At 70.4% G+C, this 21,713-nt stretch carries 21 protein-coding genes; 12 read left to right on the top strand and 9 right to left on the bottom strand.

Going from position 1 to position 21,713, the window contains the following annotated elements; genetic code table 11:
• The first annotated feature begins 83 nt into the window (after positions 1-83).
• Together AC3ZJJ_RS12525 and AC3ZJJ_RS12530 are read left to right on the top strand one after the other, a co-directional pair.
• Entirely contained in the window at positions 84-623 is a 540-nt protein-coding gene (locus tag AC3ZJJ_RS12525; protein ID WP_489892141.1) for an NUDIX hydrolase family protein, read from the top strand.
• Between the two features lie 7 nt (positions 624-630).
• The gene (locus AC3ZJJ_RS12530; RefSeq protein ID WP_489892142.1) at positions 631-1,512 is read left to right on the top strand and encodes a DUF6707 family protein; all 882 of its coding nucleotides are present in this window, start codon (positions 631-633) and stop codon (positions 1,510-1,512) included.
• On the opposite strand, the gene AC3ZJJ_RS12535 is transcribed toward AC3ZJJ_RS12530, so the two are convergent.
• Entirely contained in the window at positions 1,509-2,582 is a 1,074-nt protein-coding gene (locus tag AC3ZJJ_RS12535; RefSeq protein WP_489892143.1) for an FUSC family protein, read from the bottom strand. The genes AC3ZJJ_RS12530 and AC3ZJJ_RS12535 overlap by 4 nt on opposite strands.
• A 155-nt stretch (positions 2,583-2,737) precedes the next feature.
• Here AC3ZJJ_RS12535 and tgt point away from each other — a divergent pair, with 155 nt between their 5' ends.
• Entirely contained in the window at positions 2,738-4,030 is a 1,293-nt protein-coding gene (gene tgt / locus AC3ZJJ_RS12540) for a tRNA guanosine(34) transglycosylase Tgt (protein WP_489892144.1), read from the top strand.
• Here the strand turns inward: tgt and AC3ZJJ_RS12545 are convergent.
• The 3 genes from AC3ZJJ_RS12545 to AC3ZJJ_RS12555 form a co-directional block, all read right to left on the bottom strand.
• Positions 4,027-4,539, bottom strand: coding sequence for a hypothetical protein (locus AC3ZJJ_RS12545; RefSeq protein WP_489892145.1), 513 nt, complete (start codon positions 4,537-4,539; stop codon positions 4,027-4,029). The two genes, tgt and AC3ZJJ_RS12545, sit on opposite strands and share 4 nt — an antisense overlap.
• 45 nt (positions 4,540-4,584) lie before the next feature.
• On the bottom strand, positions 4,585-5,193 hold the full coding sequence (locus AC3ZJJ_RS12550; protein WP_489892146.1) for a DUF4126 domain-containing protein: 609 nt from the start codon (positions 5,191-5,193) through the stop codon (positions 4,585-4,587).
• 81 nt (positions 5,194-5,274) lie between these two features.
• Positions 5,275-5,988 (bottom strand): queuosine precursor transporter, encoded by a 714-nt coding sequence (locus AC3ZJJ_RS12555; RefSeq protein WP_489892147.1) that lies wholly within the window; start codon positions 5,986-5,988, stop codon positions 5,275-5,277.
• Between the two features lie 193 nt (positions 5,989-6,181).
• Here AC3ZJJ_RS12555 and AC3ZJJ_RS12560 point away from each other — a divergent pair, with 193 nt between their 5' ends.
• The 9 genes from AC3ZJJ_RS12560 (at position 6,182) to AC3ZJJ_RS12600 (ending at position 17,514) form a co-directional block, all read left to right on the top strand.
• Positions 6,182-6,892, top strand: coding sequence for a TetR/AcrR family transcriptional regulator (locus AC3ZJJ_RS12560; RefSeq protein WP_489892148.1), 711 nt, complete (start codon positions 6,182-6,184; stop codon positions 6,890-6,892).
• A 9-nt stretch (positions 6,893-6,901) separates the two neighbouring features.
• Positions 6,902-7,726: a bifunctional hydroxymethylpyrimidine kinase/phosphomethylpyrimidine kinase gene (gene thiD, locus AC3ZJJ_RS12565; RefSeq protein ID WP_489892149.1), complete on the top strand. Its 825-nt coding sequence runs from the start codon at positions 6,902-6,904 to the stop codon at positions 7,724-7,726.
• 157 nt (positions 7,727-7,883) lie between these two features.
• A complete protein-coding gene (locus AC3ZJJ_RS12570) occupies positions 7,884-11,213 on the top strand; it encodes a S8 family serine peptidase (protein WP_489892150.1) in 3,330 nt (1,109 codons plus the stop codon).
• Positions 11,214-11,344: 131 nt separating this feature from the next.
• Positions 11,345-12,304, top strand: a complete 960-nt coding sequence (locus AC3ZJJ_RS12575) for an NADP-dependent oxidoreductase (RefSeq protein WP_489892151.1) — start codon at positions 11,345-11,347, stop codon at positions 12,302-12,304.
• Complete coding sequence (locus tag AC3ZJJ_RS12580; RefSeq protein ID WP_489892152.1) at positions 12,301-13,761, top strand: aldehyde dehydrogenase family protein; 1,461 nt, start codon at positions 12,301-12,303, stop codon at positions 13,759-13,761. The genes AC3ZJJ_RS12575 and AC3ZJJ_RS12580 overlap by 4 nt, the downstream gene beginning before the upstream one ends.
• A gap of 132 nt (positions 13,762-13,893) precedes the next feature.
• Positions 13,894-15,876, top strand: a complete 1,983-nt coding sequence (locus AC3ZJJ_RS12585; protein ID WP_489892153.1) for an MFS transporter — start codon at positions 13,894-13,896, stop codon at positions 15,874-15,876.
• Positions 15,873-16,418 (top strand): TetR/AcrR family transcriptional regulator, encoded by a 546-nt coding sequence (locus tag AC3ZJJ_RS12590; protein ID WP_489892154.1) that lies wholly within the window; start codon positions 15,873-15,875, stop codon positions 16,416-16,418. The genes AC3ZJJ_RS12585 and AC3ZJJ_RS12590 overlap by 4 nt, the downstream gene beginning before the upstream one ends.
• Positions 16,419-16,431: 13 nt before the next feature.
• Complete coding sequence (locus AC3ZJJ_RS12595) at positions 16,432-17,127, top strand: esterase/lipase family protein (RefSeq protein ID WP_489892155.1); 696 nt, start codon at positions 16,432-16,434, stop codon at positions 17,125-17,127.
• A 21-nt stretch (positions 17,128-17,148) separates the two neighbouring features.
• Positions 17,149-17,514, top strand: coding sequence for a hypothetical protein (locus AC3ZJJ_RS12600; protein ID WP_489892156.1), 366 nt, complete (start codon positions 17,149-17,151; stop codon positions 17,512-17,514).
• Positions 17,515-17,551: 37 nt separating this feature from the next.
• On the opposite strand, the gene AC3ZJJ_RS12605 is transcribed toward AC3ZJJ_RS12600, so the two are convergent.
• The 5 genes from AC3ZJJ_RS12605 to AC3ZJJ_RS12625 form a co-directional block, all read right to left on the bottom strand.
• Complete coding sequence (locus AC3ZJJ_RS12605; protein ID WP_489892157.1) at positions 17,552-18,262, bottom strand: HNH endonuclease family protein; 711 nt, start codon at positions 18,260-18,262, stop codon at positions 17,552-17,554.
• Between the two features lie 76 nt (positions 18,263-18,338).
• Positions 18,339-19,241 carry an SDR family oxidoreductase gene (locus AC3ZJJ_RS12610; protein ID WP_489892158.1) on the bottom strand — a complete coding sequence of 301 codons (903 nt, stop codon included), beginning with the start codon at positions 19,239-19,241 and terminating at the stop codon, positions 18,339-18,341.
• A 123-nt stretch (positions 19,242-19,364) separates the two neighbouring features.
• Entirely contained in the window at positions 19,365-19,661 is a 297-nt protein-coding gene (locus AC3ZJJ_RS12615) for a hypothetical protein (RefSeq protein WP_489892159.1), read from the bottom strand.
• 90 nt (positions 19,662-19,751) lie between these two features.
• Entirely contained in the window at positions 19,752-21,053 is a 1,302-nt protein-coding gene (locus AC3ZJJ_RS12620; protein WP_489892160.1) for a Y-family DNA polymerase, read from the bottom strand.
• Between the two features lie 66 nt (positions 21,054-21,119).
• A complete protein-coding gene (locus tag AC3ZJJ_RS12625; protein WP_489892161.1) occupies positions 21,120-21,710 on the bottom strand; it encodes a helix-turn-helix domain-containing protein in 591 nt (196 codons plus the stop codon).
• Positions 21,711-21,713: the final 3 nt, after the last annotated feature.

A 21,713-nucleotide genomic window follows, 5' to 3' on the forward strand; every position in this document is an offset into this window, starting at 1 on the left:
CGCGCGTGTTCGCTTCCGGGGCAATCCGCCTCCGCACGGGATGGGGGCGTGCCCTCGCCGCCCCAATGGGATAAACATGACGTATGAACGTGCGCACCCCCGACCCCTACCCCGGCTGGCTTTCCGACGAGGATCTCTACGAGGCCCGCCAGCGCCTTCCGATCCTGTATGTCGAGGCGATCCCGGTGCGCCTGGATCCGCTCGGGTACGTGAACGAGATCGGCCTGCTGTACACGGCGGACGCGGACGCGCAGTTCACCCGCACGTTCGTCTCCGGACGCGTGATGTACCGCGAGACCATTCGTGCCGCCCTGGTCCGGCATATGGAAAAGGACCTCGGCCCCATGGCCATGCCGCAGCTGCCGGCCAGCCCCGTTCCCTTCACCGTGGCCGAATACTTCCCCTCTCCGTCGGAGACCGGGCTGACCGACGACCGGCAGCACGCCGTGTCGCTGGCCTACATCATCCCCGTGCGCGGCGAGTGCAGCCCCCGGCAGGACGCCCTCGAGCTCACCTGGCTGAGCCCGGAGGACGCCCTCAGCCCGGACGTCCAGGACGAGTTCCAGGGCGGCCGCGGAAACTTGATCCGGCAGGCGTTGGCACACGTCGGCTGGTGCCGCTAGGAACATCGTGGAGCAGAGCTACATCAGGTCCGTCCGCGCCGAAAAGGTCGCGCCCGGCAATCGTTTCATCACCCGCACCGGCACCCCGAGCCTGCCCGTCGTCGGCCTGCGCACCGTCCAGGACAGCTTCGGCACGCCCGCCTACATCGAGGCGACGCTGGAGAGCGGACAGAAGGTCACCATCGCGTGCGGCTCGTCGCTGCGCGTCCACACCACCGAGCCGCCGCCCGAGGCGACCCTGGACGAGCTCACCGTCATCCCGGTGGAGGACGGTTCGGCCGAGGCCGTCCTGATTTCCATAGCGCGCGAGTACCCGTGGGACCAGCGCGTCCTGGCCCCGGTGGCCCGGCTCAGCCGCGGCTTCAACGCCAAGTCGGGCTCGCAGCTGGAGGATGTCCGCAACCTGGCACACCTCCTGCTGGTCGAGCTCGACGACCGTACGAACGCTTGGCGCGCCCTGGGCATCCTCACGGAACTGCCGTTCGACGGCAACTTCGGCCGCTGGAAGAGCATCCAGGGGGCGCTCGCCATGGCCGCGTACCTCGCGGGGGACGACGGCGATCCCGACGCAGCCTCGCACTATGCCGAGGCGCTGCGGGCCACCGACCATGTGGAGGACGATCCGCTCAAGTCCAAGCTGTCCGCCCAGGTGCGGCAGCGGCAGCTCGACTCGCCGAACCTCTTCGACCGCGAGATCCACCGCGCGGCCGCCGCGAACGACGCCGAATCGGAGCGCGAGTGGCGGACGCAGCGCCTCGACGCGCTGTTCCACCTGCGCGCCCACGGCGGCTCGCGGACGCTGGACGCGGACGAGCTCGGCCGGATGATCCGGCACGAACTGGACGTGCTGCGGCCGGGTCCCGGCGGAGCGGACCAGCCGGAAGCCTAGGCCGCGCCCAGCCCCATGCTGCGCCGGATCCGCCTCCCGTAGGCGGATCCGGCCAGCACCACGGCCACGCCGATCACGGCGCCGATGACCGTCTCGAGCATCCGGTCGTACAGCAGCGCCGGGCTGAAGCCGGCGCCGAGGGCGGTCCCCACGAGCGCCAGCGGCGTCACGCAGACCTGCGCCCAGAAGTAGTTGCGGGCAATGAGCATCTCGGCGCAGAACTGCATCAGGCCGATGAACAGCACCACGGCCCACGGGCCCGGATCCACCAGGATCACGGCGGCCATCACGAACAGCCCGGCGATGGTTCCCAGGACCCTGTGGATGCCCCGCGCGACGCGGTGGCGCGTGGTGTGTCCGGCGAGCGGCACAACCGCCGCGACCATCGCCCAGTAGCCGTGTCCCATGGACAGCGGCCCCGCGAGCAACGCCGCCGCGGAGCCGGCGATCCCGGCCGCCAGGACGTAGCCGATCGACTCGATCCAGATGGCCTTGCGCACGTTCGGCGACAGGGGCTGGCGTTCTTCCCTGGTCCAGTGGGTCCTGCGGCCCGGGAGCAGCCACCCGCCCACGCCGATGAGGACGCACAGGAGGACGACGGCGGCCGAGGTGCCGATCGCCTCGACGAACGGGGGCACCTGCGCAATCGAGGTGATCGCCGCGAACGCGAAAATGTGGAACAGCGAACCCGCGGGTCGAATGCCGAGGAAGCCCGTGGCCAAGGAGCAGGCCCACGCCACCAGCGTCGTCAGGCCCACGACGGACCACAGGCCGGCTTGGGTCCCGTGGGCCACGAGGAAGGTCGAGGACAGCCACGCGAACAGGATCACGGCCAGCAGCAGCGCGCCGGACCGGAGCTGCGCCCCCAGCCGGTCCCGGTGCGCAGGGGCGCGACCGTAGATTCCGGTGAAGGCGGCGAAGATGGCGAAGACCGCCAGGTCCAGGCGGTCCAGCGCCATCAGCATCACCAGCGGGAGGAACACCCCCAGGGCGGCGCGAGTGGCGACCAGATGGTCGCGGTTCGCCGGGCCGAGGGTGAATATCTGGCGCCAGCCAAGCGGATTGCTCATGGATCCCTTCGTGCCGTCCCGCGGCGGTTGCTCGTGCCTTCCACCCTATGCGCGCCCCGCGGCCCGCCTCCCCCGCCCGCCGCCGTCGCGGGGCCAGTTGTGACCAAGCCGACTGCCCGGCGCCGCCGCCGTCCCGCGTGCGGCAAACTGGTGTGGTGCCAGAATCCATTGCTCCCCCCGCGACCGCCCCAGCCCATCCGCGCCAGGGCGACTTTTCCTTCACCGTGGGCTCCCGCCTGTCCGCGCCGGACGGTGCGCCGCTGCTGGGACGCACCGGGACGATCACCACCCCGCACGGAGAGATCCGGACGCCGGCGTTCATCGCCGTCGGGACTAAGGCGAGCGTGAAGGCGGTCCTTCCCGAATCGGTCCGGGAGCTCGGGGCGCAGGCCGTTCTGGCGAACGCGTACCACCTCTATCTCCAGCCGGGCGCGGACATCCTGGACGCGGCCGGCGGCCTGGGGAAGTTCATGAACTGGGACGGGCCGACCTTCACGGACTCCGGGGGGTTCCAGGTCATGAGCCTGGGATCGGGCTTCAAGAAGGTCATAGACATGGGCACGGCGGACCAGTCGGGCGCCGACGACGCCGTGGCGCCGGGCAAGGAGCGCCTGGCGAACGTGGACGACGACGGCGTCTGGTTCAAGTCGCACCTCAACGGGGACATGCACCGGTTCTCTCCGGAGATCTCGATGGGCGTCCAGCACCGGATCGGCGCCGACATCATGTTCGCGTTCGACGAGCTGACCACCCTGCACAATTCCCGGGCCTACCAGGAGGAGTCCCTGGAGCGCACCCGCCTGTGGGCGGAGCGCTGCATCGAGGAGCATTTCCGGCTGACGGACGAGCGCGGGGACAAGCCCTACCAGGCGCTGTTCGGCGTCATCCAGGGCGCCCAGTTCGAGGATCTCCGGCGGAAGGCCTGCGCCGACCTCGGCGCCATGGTGTTCGACGGGTTCGGAATCGGCGGCGCGCTCGAGAAGGAAAACCTGGGCACGATCGTGGGCTGGTGCGCGGAGGTGCTGCCCGAAGACAAGCCCCGCCACCTGCTCGGCATCTCCGAGCCCGACGACCTGTTCACGGCCATCGAAAACGGGGCGGACACGTTCGATTGCGTCTCCCCGACGCGGGTCGCGCGGAACTCGGCCTTCTACACGCCCCACGGGCGCTTCAACCTGTCCGGGCAGCGGTACAAGCAGGACTTCACGCCCCTGCAGGAGGGCTGCGACTGCTACACCTGCACGAACTACACGCGGGCCTACATCCACCACCTGTTCAAGGCCAAGGAGCTGCTCAGCCACACGCTGATCTCCATCCACAACGAGCGCTTTGTGGTCCGGCTGGTCGACGACGCCCGGCGCGCCATCGGCGACGGCTCGTTCTTCGAGCTCAAGGCGCGGACGCTCGCCTCCTACTACGCGGGGATGCCGGACCCGCAGGGCCTTTAGCCGCGTCCCTCGTCCCGGCCCTCGTCCGCGTCCACGTCCGCGTCCACGTCGGAGGGGAGCGCCTCGTGGTGGGGGCGGCCGTGCGAGCGGCGGCTCTCCTTCATCTCCGCCTCGAACAGGTGCCGCTTGCCCCCGGCGAGCTCCTCCCTGGCCCCGCGCTCTAGCTCCTTGAACGCGGAGTAGTAGCCGTCGTCGTATTCCTCGACGATCTGGAACGTCCACCGGCCACGGACGACGTTGCGCCCGATGATCTCCCGCTCCACCCGCCCGGCGAGCTCCGTGTGCCCCGCCGCCCGCAGCAGGTCGACGGCCTCGTCCAGGGCCAGGTCGGCCGTGCCGGTCAGCCGGTGGAAACCGTAGAGCAGCCCGCGGGCGTGCTCCACCACCTCGAGGGCCTCCGAGAGCTTCCCGAGGGCCTCCACCGTCGCGTCGCTGGTCCCGGCGTCCCGCCGGTGGGCGGAGTCGGGGCCGTCGTTTTGCTTCCGTTGTGCTTCAGCGCTGTCAGCCATGGGTTCGATCATGGCAAGGTTTGTCCGCTTTGTCTCCGTCCGGGCTCACGCCACGGAGCGTTGCCACGGTGTCCCCGGTGTCTTCGGGCGGCGGAACCGGCGCACCAGCCACACCAGCAGGCCGGCCAGCGCCAGGAGCAGCACCAGGACCAGGATGGGCAGGAAGATCGCCGCGGCCACCAGCCCGATGGCGGCGCCGTCCTCGGCCGTGCTGACCACGGGTGCGGCCGTTCCGACGCTCGTCGCGTTGAGGATGGGCCGCGTGGTCATTTTCACCAGGTGCACCGCCAGGGCAATGCCGATCCCGATCACCACCGGGATCCACTGGTCGCCGGCGAAGAACGCCTCTGGATCCGAGACCCGCACGGTTTCGGAGCCCAGCCCCGACGCGAACACGATCCCGCCGGCCGCCGGCCGCACCAGGGTCTGCACCCAATCGTTGATGCTGTCCACCACCGGGATCTTGTCGGCGACGATCTCCAGCACCAGCAGCACGGCGAGAATGGAAAGCATCCAGTCGTTGGACAGCCATTCCCAGCCCGCCGGAAGGTTGACGAGCGACGTGAACCGGTCCAGCAGCCCCAGCGCGAGCATGGGTATGTACGCGTTGAGTCCGGCGGCCGAGCTCAGTCCCGCCGCGGTGAGGAATTCCATAGGCTCAGGGTAATCCCCGCGCCGGGCGGCGAGTAGGAGCCCTGCGGGATTCCCGGCCGGGCCGACCGAGCCGAACGGCCGCTAGCGCGCGGCGCCGTAGCTGGGCTCGCGCCGCTTGAACCAGGCGATGACGGCGGTGGTCACGGGCACCAGGACAAACTCGACCGCGGTCTTGTAGAGGAAGCCGACGACGACGTAGTTCACGAAGTTCCCCGGGTCGGTGATGCCGATGACGGGGGCCGCGATGGCGCAGAAGATCAGCGTGTCGGCGAACTCGCCGACACCGGTGGAGCCCATCAGTCGGATCGCCAGGCGCTTCTCCCCGAAGCGCTCCTTCATCCGGACCAGCACCCAGGAGTTCAGCGTCTGCCCCACGGCGAATCCAAGCAGGGACGCGGCGACGATCTGCCACACCGGTCCCAGCGTTCGCGCGAGGGCCTCCTGGCCGTCGTACCATTCCGCGGCCGGGAGAACCATGATGACCCAGAAGCAGAAGGCCGAGAAGGCGGCCAGCGCGAACGTCGTGATGATGGCACGCCGCGCCGCCTTGAATCCGTAGACCTCGCTGACCACGTCGCCAAGGACGTACGCTAGCGGAAACAGGAAAAAGCCGCCGTCGGTGACGATCGGGCCGAAGGTGACTCCCTTGGTGGCCCCGATGTTGGAGAGCACGACCACCACGGCCATCAGGGCCAGAACGGCGGAAAAGTAGGGGCTGCCGGCGGACGCGAAGGCGGTCCTGGCGCGGCCGCCGGGGGTCGAAACGGGCGTGGGCGTAGCGTGGTTCGCTGCCATGGTGTGGGATTCCCAATCTGGAAGTGGTTCGCCAGGCCGTGGGGGCGGGGAGGATCCCCCGCCTGGCCCGCTGTATTAGCACTTGACCCATAAAGTCTCCCACAGGCCCTCCCCGGCGCGCCTGCCTCCCAATTTATTGAACACGTTCAATGTCCGATAGACTGGCGTCGATCCCAGCGAACACAAGGAAAACGTGCCCAAGCAGACCGCCAAGGGGGCCGAAACCCGGCGAAACCTCCTGAATGCCTCCCTGCGGCTCTTCGCCCGGGACGGGTTCCAGAAGATCACCATGCGCGCCATCGCCCGGGAGTCCGGGTTGTCGCTGGGGAGCGCCTACCACTACTTCGGGTCCAAGGACGAGCTGGCCCACGAGCTCTTCCGCACCCTGCTGGACGAGCACCGGGCCAGGACCTGGCCGCGCCTCGTCGTCGGCAACAACCTGGAGCTCAATATCCGTTCGGTCATGGACTCCGCCCTGGACGTGCTGGAGCCCTTCCACGAGTTCGGCCCGGCGTTCATCCGCACGGTCTTCAGCGGTGGGACGGCCGCCGACGGGGACGCGACGCCGTCGGGGGACGCCCGCGATTCACCTGACGCGGCCTTGACGGCCGTGCACCGCGCGCGCGAGTTCGCCGTCTGGCGCCAGGCCGTGGCCACGGCCCGCCCGCAGCCACCCGCGGCGATCCGGCAGGACCTGCCCGAACTGCTGTGGCTCGCGCAGCGAGGGACGCTCCTCTTCTGGGCCTACGACAGCTCGCCGGGCCGCACCAGGACGCGCCGGCTGATCCGCAACGCCGCCCCGCTGCTGGCCCGCCTCGCGGTGCTCTCGCGGCTACCGGTGGTTCGGGCCATCCTGGACGATGTCATCTCGCTGGTGCGCTCCACGGACCATGCAGGCGCCTAAAATGGTCGGATGACCTCCACGGAATACGCCACCGCCCCAGCCATCACGCTCACCATCGCCGGATCGGAAGCCACCGGCGGCGCGGGGGCGCAAGCGGACCTCAAGACGTTCCAGGAACTCGGCGTCTATGGCATCACGGCGCTGACGTGCATCGTCTCCTTCAACCCCAAGGACAGCTGGAACCACCGCTTCGTTCCGGTGGAGCCGCAGGTGATCGCCGACCAGTTGGAGGCCATCCAGACCTGCTATGCCGGGAGCCTGGACACGGTCAAGCTCGGCATGATGGGAAGCCCGGCCACCATCGACACCGTCGCCGCGGCCCTCGGGTCCCAGCGGTGGAAGAACGTTGTGCTGGATCCCGTGCTGATCTGCAAGGGCCAGGAACCAGGGCACGCGCTGGACACCGACCAGGCGCTGAAGGCCAACCTCCTTCCGCTGGCCACCTTCGTCACGCCGAACCACTTCGAGGCGGAGTCGCTGTCCGGCATCAAGATCAACAACGCCGAGGACCTGGAGCGCGCGGCCCGGATCATCCACGAGGCGAGCGGCGCCGTCGTCCTCGCGAAAGGCGGCGTTCGGCTGGAGGGCAAGCACGCCATCGACGTCTACTTCGACGGCGAGACCCTCGAGGTGCTCAGCGCCCCGAAGGTCGGCGAGGTCGCGGTCTCCGGCGCCGGCTGCTCGCTGGCCGCGGCCATCGCCGCGGAACTGGCCAAGGGCGCCTCGCCGCTGGAGGCGGCGCGGACCGCCAAGGCCTTCGTCACCGAGGGCATCAAGAACCGCGTGGCCTCCGCCGCCCCGTTCGACGCCCTGTGGCAGGGCGGGTCCCGCTAGGCGGCGGCAGCTCCGCGCCCGCCACGCCCCGCCAACTGGATGCCTCAAGTAACTACTTGACATGTGTCCGGGGTCACCTACCCTGATGAGTGGGGGGCACGCATGGGTTCCTCCCGACGCGCCTTCCGAGTACACCTACTCGGTCACAAGGAGCATCATGAGTCACTCGCATCGACCCCGGCTTGCCCGGGCCGTCGTGGCGGCGGCAACGGGCATGGCCCTCGCCGCAACCATGGCCCTACCCTCGTACGCCGCGCCATTGGACGAGGTCAACGACACCCCCGGCAGCCAATCACAGGCTCTCGGGGGGTCTGCATTAACGGGCCTCAAGGTCTCCGGGCCGCTGTCCTCGGCGAAGGGCGAGGTCTCCGTCTATGTCCAGTTCGCCGGCGCCGGCGCGTTCGAGCAGACGCAGCCCGTTGCCGTGCGCGACGGCAAGGCGGAGCCGGTCAAGGCCGCGGCCAAGGTCAAGCAGATCCGCGAGGGGATCAAGGCCAGGGGCCGCTCCGCGGCAACCGAGTCCGAGTCCAAGGTCATCTACACCACCACCAACACGATCCCCGGCGTGGCCCTCCGTGGCGACGCCGACGCGTTGCGCGCGCTGGCCGCCCGCACGGACGTGGTCAAGGTCAGCGCCATCGTCCCGAAGACGCCCGACAACAAGGGCGCCGTGATCGACACCGGGGCGCTCGAGTCCTGGCAGAAACTCGACGAAACGGGCAAGGGCGTGACGATTGCCGTCCTCGACACCGGGGTCGACTACACGCACTCCGACTTCGGCGGCCCGGGCACCACGGCCGCCTACAAGGAGGCGCAGGCATCCGCCGCGCTGCCGTCCGCCGACTCGGGCCTGCGCGACGCCGGCAAGTTCATCGGCGGCTGGGACCTCGTGGGAGACGACTACAACGCCGATCCCAGCGCCGGAGCCGGCTTCCAGCCGGTGCCGAAGCCGGACCCGAACCCGTTGGACTGCGCCACCGCGGGACACGGCACGCACGTTGCCGGTTCCGCCGCCGGCTACGGCGTCAACGCCGACGGGAGCACCTTCGGCGGGGACTACTCGAAGCTGAAGGCATCGGACGTGTCCGCGATGCGAATCGGCCCGGGCACGGCGCCCGAGGCGCAAATCGTCGGCATCCGCGTCTTCGGCTGCGCGGGATCGTCCTCGGTCGTCGGCCAGGCGTTGGACTACGTCCTCGACCCCAACAACGACGGCGACTTCAGCGACCGGGCGCAGGTCGTGAACATGTCCCTCGGCTCCGACCACTCCCCCACAGACGACCCCGAGACGGCGATCGTCGACGCGCTCGCCGAGCAGGGCATCCTGTCCGTGATCGCTTCCGGCAACGCCTCAGACGTCACCGACGTCGGCGGAGCGCCCGGCAACGCGCGCTCGTCGCTCACCGTCGCCAACAGCGTCGGCTCCAAGGTCACCCTGGACGGCGTCGAGGTACTGGCGCCGAGCGACGTCGCGGGCACGGCGTCCGGCCAGTACTCGGTCAACTTCGACTATGCCTCCGCCACGGAGGAGCAGCTCACGGGCACCGTGGTCGCGGCCCCGGCGTCGAACAAGTTCGGCTGCACCGCGTTCCCCGCGGACACGGACTTCGACGGCAAGTGGGTCTGGCTCCAGTGGGAAGAGAACGGCAACTTCCCCTGCGGTTCCGGAGTCCGCTTCAACAATGTCGCCGCCGCCGGTGGCGCAGGCGTCGTCCTGGACTCCCCGCGGCTGGTGTTCGACGCCGGAATCGGCGGCAACACGGCCATCCCGGGCGTCCAGCTGAACAAGACGTATTCGGACCAGCTCCGGGCCGCCGCCGCGGACGGAACCCTGCAGGTCCGCCTGGACCAGGACCTCATTGGTTCGAGTTCCGGGGATTCGGGATCGCTTGACACCCTCAATGCCAGCTCCTCGCGCGGCGTCCACGGCTCCGAGGGCGTTGTGAAGCCCGACGTCGCCGCCCCCGGTACCGCGATCGGTTCGGCCGCCGTCGGCACCGGCGACGGGCCGGCCACCAAGACCGGAACGTCCATGGCGACGCCGCACACCGCCGGCATCGCCGCCCTCGTGACGGCCTCCGGCGACTACACGCCCTACCAGGTCAAGAGCATCGTGATGAACACCGCCGCCACCGACCTCGTGGCCGCGAACGGCGAGGTCTACGGCCCCAACCGGGTCGGCTCCGGGCGCGTGATGGCGGCCGCCGCCCTGGAGACCCCCGCCTACGCCTACGCCACGGATGCCGAGGACCTCACCTCCGTGGTCTTCGGCGTCATCGAACTCGGCAAGGGCAAGTTCAGCGAAACCAAGTCGATCACGGTGGAGAACAAGTCCTCCAGGACGCGCACCTACAAGGTCGACTACGTCGCAGCGACCGAAATCCCCGGGGCCACCTACACGCTCAACCGGGACACGGTCACGGTGCGCCCCGGCAGGTCCGCCGAGGTGAAGGTCAAGCTGACGGTCAACCCGTCGACGTTCGCCAAGACCATGGATCCCACGATGGACAGGGTGCAGAGCGGGCTCAAGCGCCAGTGGCTCGCCGACGCCACGGGGCGCGTCGAGCTGACGGCCGACGGGCTTCCCACGCTGCGCGTCCCCGTGCAGGCCGCGCCGAAGGTCGTCTCCGACATGGAGATCGACCGCGACATCCGGTTCAAGCGCGGCGCGGATACGGCCGGGGTCACGCTCCGCGGTTCCGGCGTACTCCGGGGCGCGGGCAACGAGCAGGTCGTCTCCCTGGTCTCGGCGTTCCAGCTGGGCGCCTCCAGCGCACGCCTGGGCAAGGCCGCGGACGAGGTTCCCGGCGCCCGCGAAATGGATCTCCAGCACGTGGGGGCCTCCTCCGACGCGGCGAAGGCCGGCGTCGCCAAGGGCGTCGTGAACTTCGGCGTCAGCACCTGGGGCAACTGGGCGCACCTCGCCGGCGGCACGGAGATCAGGGTCGAGATCGACACCGACTCCGACGGCGTCGTCGATTTCGAGACGTTCAACGCCCAGTACCCGGACACGGATCTGGACCTGGCCGCGACATTCGATGCCAAGACGGGAGAGCAGGTCGACCTCTGGCCGACCAACGGCCTGTCCGGCGACGTCGACACCAACACTTTCGACACCAACGTTGTCTCGCTTCCGGTGTCGCTCGAGGCGCTCGGCATCGGCGCGGCGCAGTCCGGCGACATCCAGTACCGGGTCAAGACGTTCAGCGTCTACAACACGGACCTGGACGGCAACAGGGTCCCCGTGGACGACACCGCGTGGATCAAGTACAACGCGGTCTCCCCGGACCTCTGGTTCTCCGGCGACGGGATCGGGACTGCGTTCGTCGACCTGCCGGGACTCAAGCTGACGGCGCACCGGAGCGAGGACACGACGTCCGCCAAGGCGCTGTTCCTGCACTACCACAACGCCACGGGCCGGCTCTCGGGACGGGGCGGAAGCGACGGCGACAGGGCGGAGGTCGTCACGGTCAGCACGCGCCGCTAGGCAACGGCACAGGCCAATCGGCGGCGCCCGGCCGAGCCCCAGGCTCGGGCGGGCGCCGCCGCCGCGCCGGGGGGATGCCGCGCGAGCCATCCCCGGCCACGGCCCGAACACACTCTCAGCAGGAGGAAACGATGAAGGCGATCACCTACCCGCGGTACGGCGGCCCCGAGGTCCTGGAGGTCTCCGACCTCCCCACTCCCAAGGTCCCGCCAGCGTCGGTCCTGATCCGGGTCCGCGCGGCGGGCGTCAACCCAGTGGACTGGAAGTTGATGTCCGGAGGGCTGGACCCCATCATGGACGTCCACTTTCCGGTGGTCCCCGGGTGGGACGTCGCCGGGGTGGTCGAGGCTGTCGGGTTCGACACCCCCGAGTTCTCCCCCGGCGACGAGGTCTTCGCCTACGGGCGCCGCGACTCCGTGGGCGGCGGCACTTTCGCCGAACTCGTGGCCCTGCCGGTTTCGATGGTCGCCCGGAAGCCGCCCTCACTCTCCTGGGAGCAGGCGGGCGGGCTGCCGCTCACCGCCATGACCGCGCTGCGCGTGCTGGACATGCTCGGGGTGTCCCGCGGGGAAACGCTGTTGGTGCACAACGGCGCCGGCGGCGTGGGGCGGGCGGCGATCCAGCTGGGCGTCCACCGCGGCGCGCGGGTGATCGCCACGGCCTCGGAGCGCAACCACGCCCGCCTGCGCGAGCTCGGGGCCGAGCCCCTCGTGTACGGGGACGGCCTGGCGGGCCGCGTCCGCTCGCTGGCACCCCAGGGAGTCGACGCCGCCGCCGACCTCGTCGGCGGGGTCCTCAACGACACGCTCGCGGTACTCCGGGCGGGCGGCCGGCACACCTCCATCGCCGACGCGACGGCCGCGGACCGCGGGGGTAGCTACGTTTGGGTCCGTCCGGACGCCCGGGAACTGGACCGTCTTGGCGAGCTCGTCGAGGCCGGCGTCCTCACGGTAGACGTCGCCGCGACCTACCCGCTGGAGCGCACGGCCGACGCGTTCCGGGCCAGTATGGCGGGCCACGCCGCCGGGAAGATCGTCCTCACGCCCTTCACGAACCACGATCCATCAACCGACAGCCAAGGAGCACGATGACCTTCCTCGATCCGTCCACATGGTCCGGCAAGATCAACATCGGCGGCTGGCGCGACGCCCGCGGAGGCACCTCCGACGCCGTGGAGCCGGCCACGGGCGACACGCTCGGCACGTTCGGCGTCGCGTCCCGAGATGACGTCCTCGCGGCCTCCTCCGCCGCCGCGGCCGCGCAACGTGCCTGGGCCGCAAGGCCGCCCGAGGAGCGTGCGGCCGTGCTGCGCCGCGCGGGCCTCCTGTGGGAGGAGCACGCCGCGGAGATCGGGGATTGGATCGTCCGGGAGTCCGGCGGAATCCCCGCCAAGGCGGGCCTGGAGACCCACACCGCGGCCCAGGAGTGCTTCGAGGCGTCCGCGCTGCCGAGCATGCCGGCCGGCGAGGTCCTGACCTCCAACAACGACCGCTGGTCCTTCGCGCGCCGCCGTCCCGCCGGCGTCGTCTCCGTGATCGCGCCGTTCAACTTCCCGCTGATCCTGGCGATCCGCGCCGTGGCCCCGGCCCTGGCCCTCGGCAACGCCGTGCTGCTCAAGCCCGACCCGCGGACCACCGTGTGCGCCGGCGTCTCCATCATGCGCGTCTTCGAGGAGGCCGGGCTGCCCGCGGGAGTGCTGTCCCTCCTGCCCGGCGGCGCCGACGTGGGCGCCGCCGTCGTCGAGGCCCCCGAGGTCCGCGTCGTCGCGTTCACCGGCTCCACCGCGGCGGGCCGCAAGATCGGCGAGTCCGCGGCCCGGCTGCTCAAGCGGGCGCACCTGGAACTCGGCGGAAACAGCGCGATGATCGTCCTTCCCGGTGCCGACCTGGCGAAGGCGGCCTCCGCCGCGGCCTTCGGATCGTTTATGCACCAGGGCCAGATCTGCATGGCCACCGGCCGGCACCTGGTCCACGAGGACATCTACGACGACTACGTGGCGGCACTGTCCGAGAAGGCGCTGAACCTGCCCGTCGGCGATCCGAAGTCGGGCACCGTGGCGCTCGGGCCGATCATCGACGGCCACCAGTTGGCGAAGATCGACGGCATCGTCCGGGACGCGGTCGCGGCCGGCGCGCGGGTGGCGGCCGGGGGCGTTCCGGGCGAGGGGCTGTTCTACCCGCCGACCGTGCTCGTCGACCTCGAGGACTCTCACGCAGCCTGGAGCGAGGAGATCTTCGGGCCCGTCGCGCCGGTGCGCCGCTTCGCGACCGTCGACGAGGCGGTGGCGATGGCGAACGACAGCGCCTACGGCCTGTCCCTGTCCATCCTCGGCGACGTCGCGACCGCCATGCGGATCGCGGACCGGGTGGACTCCGGCAAGGTGCACATCAACGAGCAGACGGTGTCCGACGAGGCGAACTCGCCCTTCGGCGGCGTCAAGGACTCGGGCACCGGAGGCCGGATCGGCGGGCACCAGGCCAACATGGAGGCGTTCACCGAGATGCAGTGGCTGACCATGCGCCCGGAGATCGCGCCGTACCCGTTCTAGCCGGACCCGTCACGGGTGGTGGGGCCGACGGGACGGCCTTGACGCCGCTGGCGGCGCGTGATCAGGTGGGAGCGTAAACGCCCGTTCACTTCGGGTCCGCGCGCCGCCCGGCCCCACTCCAGAAAGGCCGCTGTGCCCGCACGCGCCCGCACCGTCCCGCCGTGGGCCACCATAGCCGTCCTCGCCCTGTGCGGGATGGTGGTGTCCCTGCAGCAGACCCTGGTCATTCCGTTGCTTCCGGAGTTCCCCTCGATCCTGGGGGTGTCCGTCGACGACTCCTCGTGGCTCGTCACCGCCACCCTGCTCAGCAGCGCGATCTTCACTCCCATCGTCTCCCGCATGGCGGACATGTACGGCAAGCGCAAGATGCTGCTGCTGGCGCTGTCCGTGATGGTGCTCGGCTCGATCATCGCGGCGATCGGCGGGACGTTTGTGGCGGTGGTCGTCGGGCGGGCCATGCAGGGCTTCGCCTCGTCGCTGATCCCGGTGGGCATCTCCGTGCTCCGTGACGAGCTCCCCAAGGAGCGGATCGGCTCCGCCGTGGCGCTGATGAGCGCCACCCTGGGCATCGGCGGCGCCCTGGGCATGCCGCTGTCCGGGGTCCTCTACAACGCCTTGGGCTGGCAGTCGCTGTTCTGGTTCACGGCCGGGGCCGGGGTGGTGTTCATCGTGGGCATCCTGCTGCTGGTCAAGGAGTCGACGCTCACCACCCCCGGGCGCTTCGACGTCGTCGGCGCCGTCGTCCTCTCCGCCATCGTGACCTCCGTCCTGCTGGCGGTCTCGAAGGGCGCCTCGTGGGGCTGGAACAGCCCGCTGGTGCTCGGGCTCTTCGCCCTTGCACTCGCCCTGCTGGCGGGCTGGATCCCGCTGCAGCTGCGCATCAACCAGCCCATGGTGGACCTGCGCACCTCCATGAAGCGCTCGGTCCTGCTGACCAACCTCGCGTCCTTCTTCGCCTGCTTCGCCATGTTCGTCAACATGCTCATCACCACGCAGCAGCTGCACCTCCCGGTCGGCACCGGCTACGGGTTCGGCATGACGGTGCTTGGGGCCGGACTCGCGATGGTCCCCTCCGGCCTGGTGATGGTGGCGCTCGCCCCGGTCGCCGGCACCATGCTGAATCGCCTGGGCGGGCGCTTCACCCTCATCTTCGGGACCGCGATCATGGGGGTGGCGTACGTGGGGCGCGTGTTCTTCGACGAGACCGTCCCGCAGGTCATTATCGGCGCCACCCTGGTGAACGTGGGCGTCGCCTTCGCGTTCGCGGCCATGCCCACCCTGATCATGGCGGCCGTGCCGATCACGGAGACGGCGTCCGCGAACGGCGTGAACGCCCTGGTCCGCTCCCTGGGCACGTCCGTCGCCAGCGCCACTACGGGGCTCCTGCTCTCGGCAGTCGTCATCCAGTACGACGGCGCGATGGTGCCCTCGGGAGACGCCCTCCACTTCGCGTTCTGGCTGGCGGCGGCCAGTTCCGCGATCGGGATCGGGATCGCCCTGTTCCTTCCGCGGCCCGTGCCGGCCCGCATGCAGGCGGTCCGCGCCGCTGCGGCGGCGGGCGCGCCCGCCACCGGGGCCATCGGAGTGGTCAAGGCCGCCGAGGGCGGGACCCGCGAAACCATGGTCCACGGCCGCGTCCGCTTCCGCGGGCATACCTCCCCCACCGGGTTCGCGATCGTCACGTTCGTGCGCGAGGACGGGACGCCGGCGGACTGGGCCCGCACGGAGCACGACGGGCGGTTCTCCGCGGTGCTGCCGGGTCCGGGCCGCTACGTGGTGGTAGTGAACGCCGCCGGATGGTCCCCGCGCGCGGTGGTGATCGACTTCAGCGGCACCAGCGAGCAGGACCTGGAACTCACCGAGGAACTGTCGCTGTCCGGGCGGGTCACGCGGAACGGAGGCCCCGTCCCCGAGGCGCTGGTCACCATGAGCGCCGGCATCGGCGACTTCGTGTCCGCGACCCACACGGGCCGGGACGGAACCTACCGGCTGCCGATGCCGGCGGTCGGCACGTACGTGCTGACCGCCGTCGATCCCGCCGCCGGCAGCGCCGAGTCGCTCAAGGTGATCCTCACCGCGCGGTCGGAAAAGATCGACATCGGGTTGCGCCCGTGACCCCCGCCGACAGCCGGAGCACCGTACACGCCGCCGCCAGGCGGCTGTTCGCCGAGCGGGGCTACCGCGCCGTCACGGTCCGCGACATCGCCGCCGCCGCCGGGGTCTCCCCCGCCCTCGTGATCAAGATGCACGGTTCGAAGGCCGAGCTGTACATGGCGGCGGGCCCGGTGCCGCTGCCCCTGTCCGAGCTCGGGGTCCCCCGGGACCGGCTGGGGGCCGCCCTGGTCCGCCAGGTCCTGGAGCGCCGCGACCGCGCCGTCACCGAGCCGTGGTCCACGCTGCCCCTGAGCGTGCTGCAGTCCCCCAGCCCCGACCGGACGCGCTCTGAGGTCCAGCAGCGGGTGCTCGGCGACCTCGCGTCGCTGATCGGCGACACCACCGGCTCGCGGAGGCACGCGACGGCCGTCGCCTGCCAACTCGTGGGACTGGCGGAGGGAATCCGGGCGCTCGGGTTCTTCCCCGCGCCGGAGACGCCCGCCGAGGATCTGGTGGCGCTGTACTCCCCGTCCATCCAGCGCCACATCGACGCGTGTGGCTGAGCCCGCACGGAGCGTGAGGCGCCCACGGGAGCTCCTGGTGCGCGGCCGGGCCTGGACGCTGGACTACGCCTACGTCGCCTACTGGCAGATCCACGCCTTCCTTTTCCCCGCCTCCGGCCACCACTTCCGCCGGGGCACCTCCGCCGGCGCCGCCCCCGTTGTCCTGATCCCGGGGATCTACGAGAGGTGGCAGTTCCTGCATCCCGTCGCCGAGAGGCTGCACGCGCGGGGCCATCCGGTCCACGTGGTCGAGGGGCTGGGCTACAACCACGGCACGGTGCCGGCGATGGCGGGCGTCGTGAGCCGCTACCTGGCGGACAACGACCTTCGCGGCGTCCTGCTGGTGGCCCACAGCAAGGGCGGGCTGATCGGCAAGTACGTGATGAGCGCGTCCGACCAGGCGTGGCGCGTGTCCCGCATGACCGCGATCAACACGCCGTTTTCCGGCTCCGTCTACGCGCGTTTCGCGCCGCTGCGCAGCCTGCGCGACTTCTCGCCGCGCAACGCCGAGCTGCTCAAGCTGGCCAGCAACCTGGAGATCAACGGCCGGATCGCCTCCGTCTACAGCGTCTTCGATCCGCACATCCCGGGCGGAAGCTTCCTGGAGGGGGCCACCAACGTGGAGCTTGAGACCATGGGCCACTTCCGGCTGATCGGGGACCCCCGCCTGCTCGCGACGGTCGAGCGCGAGTTCCGCGGCCGCCCCTGATGCGGGTGGCATGATCGTGCCATGCAGCAGACACCCGACCCCGCGGCAGCCCCGGCGGCAGCCCCGGCGGCGGCCCCGCCGCCCCGACGGCCCTGGTGGCGGTGCGCGTTCGTCGTCCTCGGGGGCTGGGCCCTGCTCGCCTACCCGGCGTTGTTCGCACTGCTGTCCATGTACTTCGGCTTCACGGGCTGTTTCATCGAGTGCTCCCGGCCGGACGCCGCCATGGGGTTCCTGGGCTCCGGCGCGCTGGCCGGACTGGCCGCGGCGCCGGTGCTGGCGGGGTTCGCCTACCGCCGCCGCAGCCGTGCCCTGTGGATCGCGTGCGGGTGCTGCGCCGGGCCCATCGTCGCGATCGTGGCGTGGGGCGAGCTCTCAGGGGCCACGTAGCCCTGGGCGCGGCCCCTCCTGTCCGCCCCCCTTGGAGTCATCCGGCGGGAACCGTCTGGCGGGGGCATGTGCCCAAGACCCGGGCCATGGCGCTGTGTTCGGCCGCGGTCACCCACAGCCCGTACCTCTCCTTGACGCCGATTTGCCGGGCGACATAGAGGCAGCGGTAGGCACCGTTGGGTGGCAGCCAGGTGGCGGCGTCGCCTGCTCCCTTGCGGGCGTTCGTCGGTCCGTCGGTCGCCTGGAGGTTGAGCGGGTCGTTGGCCAGCGCCGCGCGTCCGGCGGGGTCCAGCGCCCGCGCCCCCTTCTGCCACGCGTCGGAGAGCGCCACCACGTGGTCGATCTGCACCAGGGAACTGGTCCGCTGTCCCCGCTGGAAGCGGATCGTGGTGCCGGTGTAGGGGTCGGAGAGGATGCCCGACTCCACCTTGCAGCGCACGTGGTTGGTGTAGACGACGTCCGTGAGCTGGGCGCCGAGGACGTCGTTCCGCGTATCACAGCCGTTGCGGTCCACGTCTAGCCACGCCTGCCCGAACCGCTCACGTTCGTAGCCGGTCTTCGGCGCGCGCCCCTTGACCGGGAGTCCCGCCAACACGGCGAGCGCGGTGTCTTCCGCGGGCGCCGGCGCGGCCTCGGTCCGCGCGTCCGCGACGGCATGGGACACGACGCCGCCCACAAGCAGCACGGCCAGGGCGCCCACGACCGCCTTCGCCCACGCCAAGCGCCGGGCGCGCCGCCTGTTCCCCACGTTTTCCCCCTCGTCAGTTCTTGGTCCCGAGCCTAGGCGCGGGGTGCGACGGGTGGGGAATCGGGCCGGAGAACCGCTAGAAGACGGGCATGCCTCCCGTCACCCCGAGCACCGTGCCGCTGACGTAGCTGGCCTCGGAGGGGCAGGCGAGGAAGACGTACGCGCCGGCCAGTTCCGCGGGCTGACCGATGCGGCCCAGGGGCGTGTCCTTGCCCATGTTCGCCACCGCCTCCGGTTCCTTGGTCGCCGGCTGCAGCGGGGTCCACACCGGGCCGGGGGCCACCGCATTGACCCGGATGCCGTCGGGGCCCAGCTCGGCGGCCAGGTTGGCGGTGATGTTGTTGAGCGCGGCCTTCGTCGCGGCATAGTCGATCATGGTGACGGAGGGGTCGTAGGCCTGAAGCGAGGTGGTGTTGATGACGCAGTCCCCCCGCTTCAGATGCGGAATGGCCGCCCGCGTCATCCAGAGCGTCCCGTACACGTTGGTCTTCATGGCCCGGTCCAGCGCCGCGGTGGTCAGCCCGCGCAGCCCCTGCTCGCCGCGCGCCCAGTGGTACCCGGCGTTGTTGACCAGGATGTTCAGGCCCCCGAGCCCGGACACGGCCCGTTGCACGACCTGGTTGCAGGTGTCTTCCCCCCTGATATCGCCCGGGCCGAGGACGGCGTTGCGGCCCGCCTTGCGGATCCATGAGGCGGTCTCCTCGGCATCCTCTTCCTCGGCGGCCAGGTAGTTGATGGCGACGTCGGCGCCCTCGCGGGCGTAGGCGATCGCGATCGCCCTGCCGATGCCGGAATCACCGCCGGTGATCAGGGCCTTCAGGCCCTCAAGACGGCCGCGACCGGTCCAGGATTCCTCCCCGTGGTCCGGCACGGGCCTCATTTCCGCGGTTCGGCCAGGATGCTCCTGCTGTTGCGGCTCCATCCCGCCTTCGCTGTTCGCCAGGTCGCGGGCGTGCTTCGATACGTCCGATTCGGCCACCGGAGGCTCCTCTCGTGGGGTCTCTGCTTTCGTGGCCAGCCTAGGAGCCGCCGGGCGCGTTTGTCTGCAGCGTCCTGCGCGCCGGACACACAACGCCCTCGGCCACGCGGTAACCGCCGCGCGTCAGGCCCGGTGCCGCGGCAGCCGGTGTCCCGCGTGCGCCTCGTGCCGGTGGTTCTCTCCGATCCGCACCATGGCCTGTTGGCCGGTGAGGGTCGGCACCCCCGGTGCGTCCACCACAAGCTGCCTCTCGTACGCCTGGCGCCGCTTGGCGCTGCGCAACGTGAACCAGGCGTTCATGATCCTGCGCCGGCGCTCGATGTCCTTCGCGTCCCCCGTCCAGAGCGCGTTGCGCGCCGCCCGGTTGACCTCCGCGGTCGTCGCCGTCCTGGCGACACCCAAAACTTCATAGTGATCCATGTGCTCGCTCCCCAAGAGACGTGCCCCCAACTGCGTCCCACGATAGGCCCGGACATGCCCGTTGAACAGGCCGTGGAAACCGGTCCCCGCCTAGGCGCGCACGCGCGGCAGGTCCGACCACTCCGTCGTGTACTTGGGCGAGGAGAACTCGCGTTTCATCGACCACGACGCCGGTGCCGCCATCCCGCCTTGTCCCAGGCCGATTGCGGCCTCTCCGAACTTCGCACGAACGGTGCCCAGCAGGTCCCCGACGTGCCTCTCCTCCGTCGCGGCGGTGAAAATCTCCAGCAATTCCTGTCCGCCGTTTGTGACGTCACGGGACAGACCGGAGAACATGACCCCCGCGCGCAGGTACGCGGCACCGGGCTCGAGCCTGCCGCGCATGGCCGCGACGGCGGCTCGGGTCAGCCGGATGGGGTCGTTCGTCGGTTCCGGGAGCGGCACGCTGACGGAGGGGAATGAGGCGTTGCCGGCGGCGAAGCGGCTGGTCCCCGCCGTAACGGTCAGCACCGACGCCCGCTGTCCCTGGGCCGCGAGCCTCGCGGCGCCGCGCTGGGCGTAGACGGCCATCACCTGGTCCATCTCCTCCGCTGTGGTGACGGGTGTGGAGAAGGATCGCGAGAACATGATCTGCTGCTTGTCCGCGCGCTCGTCGGCGTGGGGAATGCAGGGCGTGCCGTTGAGTTCAAGCACGGTGCGTTGCAGGACCACGGAGAAGCGCTTGCGGATGGCCAGCGGGTCCGCGGACTTGAGGTCCGCGATGGTGTCCACGCCGATGGCGTTCAGCCGGGTCCCGGTCCGCGAGCCCACACCCCACAGGTCCGTCACCGGAACTCGCGACTGGATCCGCTCCACCTCGCCGGCGGGCAGCGAACCGAGCGAGCAGGCGCCACCCATCCGGGGGTTCTTCTTGGCGATGTGGTTGGCGAACTTCGCCAGTGTCTTCGTCGGCGCGATTCCCACGCACACGGGCACCCCGACGTGGCGGGCCACCGCGGCGCGGATCGTTCGCGCCGTCTCCAGCAGCCGGGCCTCCGCCTGCGGCTCCGACGCCGCGCCCACGAGTCCCAGGAAAGACTCGTCGATCGAGTAGACCTCCTGCCAGGCCCCGAAGCGGCCGATGACCTCCATAACGCGCGCCGAGAGGTCGCCGTAGAGCTCGTAGTTGCTGGAGCGGGCCACCAGCCCCCACGATGGCGCGGAGGCCGCGATCTGAAACCACGGGGTTCCCGTCTTGATTCCCAGCGCCTTGGCCTCCGCGGACCGGGCCACGACGCACCCATCGTTGTTGGACAGCACAACGACGGGGCGGCCCTCGAGCGCGGGCTCGAACACGCGCTCGCACGATACGTAGAAGTTGTTCACGTCCACCAGAGCGATCGCGTTGTCCATGCGCGCCTCCAGCCTTGATGTTGTCTCCCAAATCTACACCCATGGTAGAACACGTGTTCTATCGCATCATTCGGCCCTCTTGGGCGCCGCGCGAACGTGTGCCCGCTCGCCTTGTTTCCCGACAAGGCTGAGGAACTCCACGGGGCCCCCGCCCGTGGCGCCGAACCAGTGCGGCGTGCGGGTGTCGAACTCGGCGGCCTCTCCGGGCTTGAGCGTCAGGTCGTGCTCCCCGAGCACCAGCCTGAGCCGGCCATTGAGGACAAAGACCCAGTCGTAGCCGTCGTGGGTGCGCAGCTCCGGACGCTCGCCATCGTCGCCGGCGGGAAGGATGAACTTGTAGGCCTGGATGCCCCCCGGCCGGCGCGTCAGCGGGAGGATCGTTGCCCCGTGGGCACCGGCGACGGGCCTGAGGTTGATCCGGGGATCGCCCGTGGGCGGGGCGTCGACGAGCTCGTCCAGGGTCACCCCGTGCACACGAGCCAGCGGTAGCAACTGCTCCAGCGTGGGCCTGCGCAGGCCCGCTTCCAACCTGGACAGCGTGCTGGCGGAAATCCCCGTCTGCTCCGCGAGGTCCGCGAGCGTGATGTCCCTGCGCGCACGCAGGCGTTTGAGTCGCGGTCCGACCGCGTCGAGCGTGTTGTCCAGGTCGTGGTTCATGGC

The sequence above is a fragment of the Arthrobacter sp. AOP29-A2-19 genome, from assembly GCF_058138025.1.